The sequence below is a fragment of the Paracoccus sp. (in: a-proteobacteria) genome (genome assembly GCF_035556475.1).
Taxonomy (GTDB): domain Bacteria; phylum Pseudomonadota; class Alphaproteobacteria; order Rhodobacterales; family Rhodobacteraceae; genus Paracoccus.
In genome coordinates, this window is sequence record NZ_DATMFA010000074.1 from 39331 (window position 1) to 49305 (window position 9975).

Consider the following 9975-nt stretch of genomic DNA (forward strand, 5'->3'; position numbering starts at 1 on the left):
CTCTAGGACAGCATAGGATGAGGTTGGAAAAGGCTCCACTGGTAATGGGTGCAAAGACTGACAATCCTGTGAGCAGCGCCGAGGGGCTGGCCGAAGTCGCCGCGCGTGCCGCGAAAAAAGGCCCGCCGCCGGTCCATCTGTGGAATCCACCCTTCTGCGGCGATCTCGACATGGAGATCCGGGCCGATGGGACATGGTTCTATCAGGGCACGCCGATCGGTCGCCCGGCGATGGTGCGGCTTTTCGCGTCGATCCTCAAGCGCGAAGGGGATGCCTACTTCCTCGTCACTCCGGTCGAAAAGGTGGGCATCCGCGTGGTTGATGCCCCCTTCCTTGCCGTCGATGCCTTGATCGATCCAGAGGCGGACACGATCACCTTTGTAACCAATATGGGCGATCAGGTGATCGCTGGTCCCGACAATCCGGTAACGATGCGCGGCACCCCCGACATGCCGCGTCCCTATGTCCATGTGCGCCGCGGCCTAGAGGCGTTGATCGACCGCAAGACGTTCTATCGCCTTGCCGAGGCCGCAATGCCTGACCGCGACGGTCACCTTGTCCTGCGCTCGGGGGGCGCCACCTTTCCGTTGGAGCCCTGACATGGCCCGATTTGCCGCGAACCTGACCTATCTTTTCACCGAACTGCCGATGCAGCAGCGATTCGCCGCCGCGCGGCGCGCCGGTTTCGACGGGGTCGAGATCCTGTTTCCCTATGACCTGCCCTGCGAGGATCTGGTCGCCGCAGCCGGGGCCGCCGGCCTCGAATTCGTGCTGCTGAACACACCGCCGCCGAACTGGGCCGGTGGGCCGCGCGGCTTTGCCGCGAAGCCGGGCAACGAGGCGCTGTTCCGCGCCGATTTCGACCGTGCGCTGCGGCTGGCAGATACCCTCAAGGTCCGGCATGTCCATGTCATGGCCGGTCGCGCCAAGGGGGCTGCGGCGCGGGCCACGCTGGTCGGGAACCTGAAATGGGCGGCGGCGCGCGCGCCCCATCTCAGCCTGACCATCGAGCCGATCAACGCAAGCGACAATCCCGGCTATTACCTGAACAGCTTCGACCTTGCCGCCGAGATCCTGGCCGAGGTCGATGCCCCCAATCTGGGGCTGCAATTCGACGCCTATCAGGCGCAGATGATCCACGGCCAGATCCTGACCCTGTGGGAGCGTTTTGCCCCGATCACCCGCCATGTCCAGGTCGCAGGCTGTCCCGGCCGCCATGAGCCGAGCGTCGGGGTAATCGACTTCTCCAGCTTCTACCGGGCGCTGGAGGCCAGCAATTACGACGGCTGGATCGGCGCGGAATACACGCCGCAATCGTCGACCGAATCGGGCGTCGCCTGGCTTCGCTCGGCCTAATAGGCCGAGCCGCCGCTGCCGGCCGGCAGCGCGCCATAGGGCAGCCAGATCGTCTTGGTCCGGCTGGCGCGGCGCAGGAAATGGCGACCCTGCGCCTCGGGCGCGGACCAGTCCACGGCCTCGGGCGACCAGACCGGGATCAGCGTTTCCGCCGCCGCACGCTCGACCCCCGCCATCGCTGAGGCTGGGCCGGGATGCCAGATCGCGTTGACGCCGTCATGCGCCGCCAGCGCCTCGCCCAGCATGTCCTGCGGCCCGGTGATCAGGTTGACGACGCCGCCCGGCACATCCGAACAGGCCAGAACCTGCGCGAGGCTCAGCGCCGCCATCGGTTGGTCTTGCGAGGGGAACGCGATGACGGCATTGCCAAGGGCAATCGCGGGCAGGATCAGCGACATCAGCCCGGCCAGCGGCGCGGCATTCGGTGCGACAATCCCCATCACGCCATGCGGCTCGGGCTGAACCAGCGTCAGGTGCCCGGCCTTTGCCGAGACGGTGCCGCCGTCGAACTTGTCGGCGAAACCCGCATAGAAGAAGCAGCGCCGGATCGCCGTCTCGACCTCCTCGGCCGAGGCATAGCCCGCGAATTCCGAGCGGCGCAGCGCCAGATTCTCGGCCAGAAAATAAAGCACCTGCGCCCGGCCATGTCCGCCCAACGCCTGCCATTTGCCCAAGGCACCCTGCGCGGCCTCGACAGCGTTGCGGATGTCCTTGCGACCGCCAAGCGGGATCAGCTCCCCTTGGGCGAGATAGCTTGCGCCGCCATCCGGGCGCTTCTGGGCGCCGCCGATATAGAGCTTCACCGTCCGGTCGATCTCGGCCTGATCGCCCCCGGGCGCGACGGTCATCGGCGCGGGCGGCGGGTTGCGCGTTCCGGCCCCGGCGGGCGATGCGAGGTAGTCCAGCATCCCTTCGCGCCCGCCCTCGCGGCCATAGCCGCTGTCGCGCACCCCGCCAAAAGGCGCGGCCGCGTCAAAGAGGTTTGCGCAATTGATCCAGACCACGCCCGCCTTGATCCGCTGCGCCAGATCGGTCGCGACCGTAGCGCTTTCCGACCAGACCGAGGCGGCGAGGCCATAGGCCGTGTTGTTCGCAAGCTCGACCGCCTCGTCCGGCGTGCGGAAGGTCGAGAGCGTGGCGATCGGGCCGAAGATCTCCTTCCGCATCCCCGGATTGGCCGGGGCGATGTTTCTGAGATAGCCGGGGGCGATGAAGCATCCCTGCCCCGCCCCGCCGCCGACCAGCTCGGCCCCCGCTTCGGTCGCCTCGGCCAGAAGGTCGAGGATGCGGGTCTTCTGCACCGGGTCGACGATCGCGCCGATATCGGTCGACTTGTCGAGCGGCGGGCCAACGCGCAGCTTCTCCATCCGGCGGCTCAGCAGGGCCTCGAACCGCTCGGCCACCGCTTCGGCGACGAGGATGCGCGAGCCGGCGCAGCAGACCTGCCCCTGATTGAACCAGATCGAATCGACCACGCCCTCGACTGCGGCATCCAGGTCGGCATCCGCCATGACCACGAAGGGCGACTTGCCACCCAGTTCCAGCGTCAGCTTGCGCCCCGTCCCGGCGAGGGTCCGGGCGATCGACCGGCCAACCTCGGTCGAGCCGGTGAAGGCAATCTTGTCGACCGGAGACGAGACCAGCGCCGCCCCGGTCTCGCCATCGCCGGTGACGATGTTCACGACGCCCGCAGGCAGGCCGACATGGGCGCAGATCTCGGCGAAGGCCAGCGCGGTCAGCGGGGTGTATTCGGCGGGTTTCAGGACGACCGTGTTCCCGGCGGCGAGCGCAGGCGCGACCTTCCATGCCAGCATCAGCAGCGGAAAGTTCCACGGGATGATCTGGCCGCAGACGCCAAGCGGGCGATGTTCGGGAAACTCGCTCGCCGCGATCTCGGCCCAGCCGGCATGGTGGTAGAAATGGCGCACGACCAGCGGAATGTCGATGTCGCGGCTCTCGCGGATCGGCTTGCCGTTGTCGAGCGTTTCCAGCACAGCAAGGAAACGCTCGCGCTTCTGGATCGTGCGGGCAATGGCATAGAGGAACCGCGCCCGGTCATGCCCCGCCATCGCGCCCCAGCCCCGCGCCGCCCGGCGCGCGGCGCGCACCGCCTTGGCCACGTCGCGGCCCGAGCCTTGGGTGACCCGCGCCAGCTCCTCGCCGGTCGAGGGATCGCGCGTGGCAAAGGTCTCGCCCGGTCGCGTGAAGCGTCCCGCGATGAAATGGCCGAAGCTGCCACGTTCGCGCAGCCAGTCGCGAACGGCCGAGGCGTCCTCGGTCGAGGGGCCGTATTCCATGCTTTCCATGATCTCGCCTACGCTTGGCATCTTCGCCTATCCTGCCGCCAGACGGTGCGAGGCGGCATAGCGCCCCGTCACGTGATGGGAAATCTGCCGCTCGATATCGCCCAGCAGCGACGACGCCCCGATGCGGAACAGGTCGGGACGCAGCCAGTCGCGGCCCAGTTCCTCGGCCATCAGCACCTGCCAGTTCAGCGCGTCCTTGGCCGTCCGCAGTCCGCCCGCAGGCTTGAAGCCGACGGCGAAGCCCGTCCGGTCGCGATAGTCGCGGATCGTGCGCAGCATGGTCAGGCTGACCGGCAGGGTGGCGTTCACCGGCTCTTTCCCGGTCGAGGTCTTGATGAAATCCGATCCCGCCTGCATCGCGACATGGCTGGCTTTGGCGACGTTTTCCAGCGTCTTGAGTTCCCCGGTCGCGAGGATCGACTTCATCCGCGCATCGCCGCAAGCCTCGCGCATGGCTGAAAGTTCGTCATAAAGCGCCGACCAGTTCCCTTGCAGCACAAGGGCGCGGCTGATCACGATGTCGATCTCGTCCGCGCCCTGATCCAGGGCATAGCGGATCTCGGCCAGCCGCAGGTCGAGGGGCATGAGCCCCGCCGGAAAGCCCGTCGCGACCGAGGCGACGGGAATGCCCGATCCCTCCAGCGCGCGCTTGGCCGCGGAAACCATCGTGGGATAGACGCAGACTGCGCCCGTCGTCAGGCTCTCGATCCCAAGAGCCGCCAGTTGCCCCGCGTCGATCGGGGCGCGCGCCTTGGCGCAAAGCCGGGCCACGCGGTCCGGGGTGTCGTCCCCCGACAGCGTCGTCAGGTCGATGCAGCGGACCGCGTTCAGAAGCCACGCCGCCTGCCATTCCTTCTTGAGGCTGCGGCGCTGGGTCAGGCTGGCCGCCCGCCGCTCGCTCGCGGGGGTGTTGATCCGCAGCCCCTCGAACCAGTCGAGTTGCAGCGGCGTGCCGGGATTGCGGCGACCGGAATCCTTCATCGCTTCCCCTTTCGTGGGTCCGCGCAAGCTAGTCGCCGGCGCGGTTTGCGGCAAGCTCAACGTCCGCGCATACCCTGCCACCAGCGGCCGATGCGGCTGCGCGCCCGGTCCCGCGCCGCATCGGCGCGCGCATCGATCCGGTCCCATGCCTCGTCGGCCGAGCGCAGGGCCGGGTCTATGCTGCGCTCGCGGAACTGGTTCCACATCCGCCAGATCAGGAACAGCAAAAGCCCCATGACCAGCAGGATGATCGTCGCCGGCCAGTTGAAGGGCCGCACATCCGGCCCCGCCACCGGACGGATCGCGATGGCATTGGGATAGATCGACAGCCACGACACCCGCCAGCCATAGGAGGTGACGCTGACCCAGTCTGGATCGGCCGCGGTCGATTTCAGGTCGGTCGCCCGCGCATGGAGGTTCGAGCTGTCATATTTGAAATAGGGCGGCCAGATCCAGCCGGTATCCTCGTTCCGATAGACATAGGGCCTGCCATTCGGACGCACGGTGTCGATGAAGCGCACGTCCCGCTGCCCGGCCGCATTCTGGACCGTCCCGGTATCGGGCGAGGCGAAGAAGATCGAGTTCGCGCCGATATCCGTCAGGCGGTTATAGGTGTTCGTGATCCGAACCGTCTGCTTCGACGGCAGCGCATAATCGAGAAACAGGAACACGACCACGCCGAAGGTCACACCAAGGATTGTCAGAAACCAGCGCATGGCGCCCCCTCAATCATAGTTCACCAGAATCACGATCACCACGATCGCGACCAGCGGAAGCACAAGGACCAGCCCGACCAACCGCGCGCGGAGCGTCCTGCCGAAGCCGATCATCGACCGGCGGACGAACTCGCGCCGCAGGGGCGAGTTCCCGGCGATCTCCGGGTGGCGCCGGTCCCATTCCTTTTCCAGCGCCTCGCGCCTGGTGCTGCGAATATAGATCGAGAGCAGCACATAGAAGAGCAGTTCGACGGCCAGCACGAGGCCGATCAGCCGGATCAGGGCCATCATGTCAGGATCTTTCCCGAAGGATCTGGGCAAGGCTCATCCCGCCATGGAAGGGCGGCAGGCGGGATCTGTCAATCACCCGCCTTTGGGATTCCCCATCTCGCCCCGCTGTGGCATCATCCCGGAAAACGAGGAAAAGCTCCGATGTCCGAACGCCTGTCGATCAGCGCCCTGGTCTTCTTCGTCGTCATGGCCCTGATGGGGGCCTATTTCGCCTTCGCCGCCGTCCAGGGCCCCTCGGGCGTCCTGCGGCGCGAGCAGATCAAGGCCGATACCCGCGACCTCGCAGCACAGCGCGACAAGTTGCAGGCCGAGGTCGACCGGATGAAGAACCTGACCCGCCGCCTTTCGGATGATTACCTCGACATGGACCTGCTGGACGAACGCGCCCGCGATGTCCTTGGCTATATGCGCCCGGACGAGATCATCATCCGCTGACCGGATTCCGGGCAGGCGCGGATCGACGCATTGCCGGAATCCTGCGGCTCGCAGATCGCAGGTTTACTTTTCCCGGAACTCCGGCCTAGAAGTAGTTTAACGCTGAACTATTCCTGCGCCGAGGAGGAGGACCCATGGTCAGAAAGCCCGCAGCCGCGGAAAGCACGTCCAACGTATCCAAGGACGAGTTGCTGAAATACTACCGTGACATGCTGTTGATCCGTCGATTCGAGGAGAAAGCCGGCCAGCTTTATGGCATGGGCCTGATCGGCGGTTTCTGCCACCTCTATATCGGCCAGGAAGCGGTCGTCGTCGGGCTGGAATCGGTCGCCAAGGAAGGCGACAAGCGCATCACCTCCTATCGCGACCACGGCCATATGCTGGCCTGCGGCATGGACGCCAAGGGCGTGATGGCCGAGCTGACCGGACGTGAGGGCGGCTATTCCAAGGGCAAGGGCGGCTCGATGCACATGTTCAGCCGCGAGAAGCATTTCTACGGCGGCCATGGCATCGTCGCGGCGCAGGTCCCGCTCGGCGCGGGCCTCGCCTTCGCCGACAAGTATCTTGGCAACGACAACGTCACCTTCACCTATTTCGGCGATGGCGCGGCGAACCAGGGCCAGGTCTATGAGACCTACAACATGGCCGAACTCTGGAGCCTGCCGGTCGTCTTCGTGATCGAGAACAACCAGTATGCCATGGGCACCTCGGTCAAGCGCTCGACCAAGTCGACCTCGCTTTTCGGCCGCGGCGCCGCCTTCGGCATCCCGGGCGAGCAGGTCGACGGCATGGACGTGCTGGCGGTCCGCGCGGCAGGCGCCAAGGCCGTCGCGCATTGCCGCGCTGGCAAGGGCCCCTACATCCTCGAGGTGATGACCTATCGCTATCGCGGCCACTCCATGTCCGACCCGGCCAAGTACCGCTCGCGCGAGGAAGTGCAGAAGATGCGCGACGAACGCGACGCGATCGAACATGTGCGCGACCTGCTGCTGACCGGCAAGCACGCGACCGAAGATGACCTGAAGGCCATCGACAAGGAAATCAAGGACATCGTGAACGAATCCGCCGAGTTTGCCAAGGAAAGCCCCGAACCTGCGCTCGAAGAGCTGTGGACAGACATCTATGCCGCCGACCTGCCGCAAGGTTCGGCCACCGAGAACGCCTGAGGGGGAGAGTAGAACAGATGGCAACGGAAATCCTGATGCCCGCCCTGTCGCCGACCATGGAGGAAGGCACGCTGGCGAAATGGCTGAAAAAGGAAGGCGACGAGGTCAAGGCCGGCGACATCATCGCCGAGATCGAGACCGACAAGGCCACGATGGAATTCGAGGCGGTCGATGAAGGCATCCTCGGCAAGATCCTGATCGCCGAGGGCGAGCAGGGCGTGAAGGTCAACACCCCCATCGCCGTGCTGGTCGAGGAAGGCGAAAGCGCCGACGACATCAAGACCGAGGCACCGAAAGCCGAGGCCGCCCCGGTCGAAGCCAAGGCCGAAGCGCCCGCCGCCGCCGCGCCCGTCGCACCCAGGGCCGACCGCTCGCCCGACTGGCCGGAAGGCACCAAGATGAAGACCATGACCGTGCGCGAAGCGCTGCGCGAGGCCATGGAAGAGGAAATGAACCGCGACGAGACGGTCTTCCTCATGGGCGAGGAAGTCGGCGAATACCAGGGCGCCTACAAGATCAGCCAGGGCCTCCTCGACAAGTTCGGCCCGCGCCGCGTGGTCGATACCCCGATCTCGGAAATGGGCTTTGCCGGCATCGGCACCGGTGCGGCCATGGCCGGCCTGCGCCCGATCGTCGAGTTCATGACCTTCAACTTCGCCATGCAGGCGATCGACCACATCATCAATTCGGCGGCCAAGACGCTCTACATGTCGGGCGGCCAGATGGGCTGCTCGATCGTGTTCCGCGGGCCGAACGGGGCGGCTGCCCGCGTCGGCGCCCAGCACAGCCAGGACTATGCCGCGTGGTATGCCCAGATCCCCGGTCTCAAGGTGGTGATGCCCTATTCGGCGGCCGATGCGAAAGGCCTGCTGAAGCAGGCGATCCGCGACCCGAACCCGGTCATCTTCCTTGAAAACGAGATCCTCTACGGCCGCAGCTTCGAGGTGCCGGAGCTTGAGGACTTCACCATCCCCTTCGGCAAGGCCCGCATCGCGCGCGAGGGCAAGGACGCAACCATCGTCAGCTTCGGCATCGGCATGAGCCATGCGCTCGAGGCCGCCGATAAGCTCGCGGCCGAGGGTATCGACGCCGAGGTCATCGACCTTCGGACCCTGCGCCCGCTCGACTACGGCACGATCATCGCCTCGGTCCAGAAGACCAACCGCCTCGTCACCGTCGAGGAAGGCTTCCCGGTCGGCGCGATCGGCAACCACATCTCGGCCTATGTCATGGAAAACGCCTTCGACCATCTCGATGCGCCGGTGATCAACTGCACCGGCAAGGACGTGCCCATGCCCTATGCCGCCAATCTCGAAAAACATGCCCTGATCACCTCGGACGAGGTGGTCGCGGCGGTGAAAAAAGTCACCTACAAGTAAGGGGATAGCGAGATGCCAACGGAAATCCTGATGCCCGCGCTTTCCCCCACCATGGAGGAAGGCACGCTGGCCAAATGGCTGGTGAAGGAAGGCGACGAGGTCAAGTCGGGCGACATCATCGCCGAGATCGAGACCGACAAGGCCACGATGGAATTCGAGGCCGTGGATGAGGGAAAGATCGGCAAGCTCCTGGTCGCCGAAGGATCGGCCGGGGTCAAGGTGAACACCCCGATCGCCGTCCTTCTCGAGGAAGGCGAAAGCGCCGATGACATCGGCGCGGCGCCCGCCCCCAAGGCCGAGGCGAAAGCCGAGGCACCGAAGGCCGAAGCCGCCCCGGCAGCCGCCGCTGCCCCCGCCCCGGCCGCGCCGAAATCGGCGGATGGCGGACGCATCTTCGCCTCGCCCCTCGCCCGTCGCATCGCCGCGGAAAAGGGCATCGACCTCGCGACCATCAGCGGTTCCGGCCCGCATGGCCGTATCGTCAAGGCGGATCTGGAAGGGGCGAAACCCGCCCCGGCCAAACCGGCCGAGGCGCCCCGTGCCGCCGCCCCCGCCGCCGCAGCAGCCGCTCCCGCCCCGGCGGGTCTGTCCACCGAAACCGTCCTCAAGATGTATGCCGACCGCGAGACGACCGAGGTTCAACTCGACGGCATGCGCCGGACCATCGCGGCCCGCCTCAGCGAAGCCAAGCAGACCATCCCGCATTTCTACCTGCGCCGCTCGGCCAAGCTCGACGCGTTGATGGAGTTCCGGGCGCTCCTGAACAAGCAGCTGGAATCGCGGGGCGTCAAGCTCTCGGTTAACGACTTCATCATCAAGGCCAGCGCCCTGGCCCTGCAGGAAGTGCCGGATGCGAATGCGGTCTGGGCCGGCGACCGCATCCTCAAGCTGAAGCCTTCGGACGTGGCGGTCGCCGTCGCGATCGAAGGCGGGCTCTTCACCCCGGTCCTCAAGGACGCGCAGCAAAAGACGCTGTCGGCGCTTTCGACCGAGATGAAGGACCTCGCCACCCGCGCCAAGACGAAAAAGCTCGCCCCGCATGAATACCAGGGCGGCAGCTTCGCGATCTCCAATCTCGGCATGTTCGGGATCGAGAATTTCGACGCGGTTATCAACCCGCCGCATGGCGCAATCCTCGCCGTCGGCGCCGGCATCCAGACCCCGGTTGTCGAGAATGGCGAGGTCGTCATCCGCAACGTGATGTCCATGACCCTCTCGGTCGACCACCGGGTAATCGACGGCGCGCTTGGCGCACAGCTTCTCGAAGCCATCGTGCGCCATCTGGAAAACCCGATGGGCATGCTGGCCTGAACCGGACGAGAGAGCCGAAAGACATGAGAGGGGG

At 66.0% G+C, this 9975-nt stretch carries 10 protein-coding genes; 6 read left to right on the forward strand and 4 right to left on the reverse strand.

Annotated elements, in window-relative coordinates; all coding sequences use genetic code 11:
• Positions 1–44 precede the first annotated feature (44 nt).
• Positions 45–599: a DUF1285 domain-containing protein gene (locus VNQ78_RS09430; RefSeq protein ID WP_325689003.1), complete on the forward strand. Its 555-nt coding sequence runs from the start codon at positions 45–47 to the stop codon at positions 597–599.
• 1 nt (position 600) lies between these two features.
• On the forward strand, positions 601–1356 hold the full coding sequence (locus VNQ78_RS09435; protein WP_325689005.1) for a hydroxypyruvate isomerase family protein: 756 nt from the start codon (positions 601–603) through the stop codon (positions 1354–1356).
• Here the strand turns inward: VNQ78_RS09435 and VNQ78_RS09440 are convergent.
• Genes VNQ78_RS09440 through VNQ78_RS09455 form a run of 4 tightly spaced genes read right to left on the reverse strand, consistent with a single transcriptional unit; the run spans position 1353 to position 5650 of the window.
• Positions 1353–3683 carry an aldehyde dehydrogenase family protein gene (locus VNQ78_RS09440; RefSeq protein ID WP_325689007.1) on the reverse strand — a complete coding sequence of 777 codons (2331 nt, stop codon included), beginning with the start codon at positions 3681–3683 and terminating at the stop codon, positions 1353–1355. The genes VNQ78_RS09435 and VNQ78_RS09440 overlap by 4 nt on opposite strands.
• A gap of 6 nt (positions 3684–3689) precedes the next feature.
• Positions 3690–4643 carry a deoxyribose-phosphate aldolase gene (gene deoC / locus VNQ78_RS09445; protein ID WP_325689009.1) on the reverse strand — a complete coding sequence of 318 codons (954 nt, stop codon included), beginning with the start codon at positions 4641–4643 and terminating at the stop codon, positions 3690–3692.
• 56 nt (positions 4644–4699) lie between these two features.
• Complete coding sequence (locus tag VNQ78_RS09450; RefSeq protein ID WP_325689011.1) at positions 4700–5359, reverse strand: DUF1523 family protein; 660 nt, start codon at positions 5357–5359, stop codon at positions 4700–4702.
• Positions 5360–5368: 9 nt separating this feature from the next.
• On the reverse strand, positions 5369–5650 hold the full coding sequence (locus VNQ78_RS09455; protein WP_325689013.1) for a hypothetical protein: 282 nt from the start codon (positions 5648–5650) through the stop codon (positions 5369–5371).
• A gap of 141 nt (positions 5651–5791) precedes the next feature.
• Between VNQ78_RS09455 and VNQ78_RS09460 the strand changes: the two genes are divergently transcribed.
• The 4 genes from VNQ78_RS09460 (at position 5792) to VNQ78_RS09475 (ending at position 9941) form a co-directional block, all read left to right on the forward strand.
• Positions 5792–6085 carry an FtsB family cell division protein gene (locus VNQ78_RS09460; RefSeq protein WP_325689015.1) on the forward strand — a complete coding sequence of 98 codons (294 nt, stop codon included), beginning with the start codon at positions 5792–5794 and terminating at the stop codon, positions 6083–6085.
• Positions 6086–6219: 134 nt separating this feature from the next.
• Entirely contained in the window at positions 6220–7251 is a 1032-nt protein-coding gene (pdhA, locus tag VNQ78_RS09465) for a pyruvate dehydrogenase (acetyl-transferring) E1 component subunit alpha (protein WP_325689017.1), read from the forward strand.
• A 17-nt stretch (positions 7252–7268) separates the two neighbouring features.
• Positions 7269–8630, forward strand: a complete 1362-nt coding sequence (locus tag VNQ78_RS09470; protein WP_325689019.1) for a pyruvate dehydrogenase complex E1 component subunit beta — start codon at positions 7269–7271, stop codon at positions 8628–8630.
• Between the two features lie 12 nt (positions 8631–8642).
• The gene (locus VNQ78_RS09475; RefSeq protein WP_325689021.1) at positions 8643–9941 is read left to right on the forward strand and encodes a pyruvate dehydrogenase complex dihydrolipoamide acetyltransferase; all 1299 of its coding nucleotides are present in this window, start codon (positions 8643–8645) and stop codon (positions 9939–9941) included.
• The last annotated feature ends 34 nt before the right edge of the window (positions 9942–9975 follow it).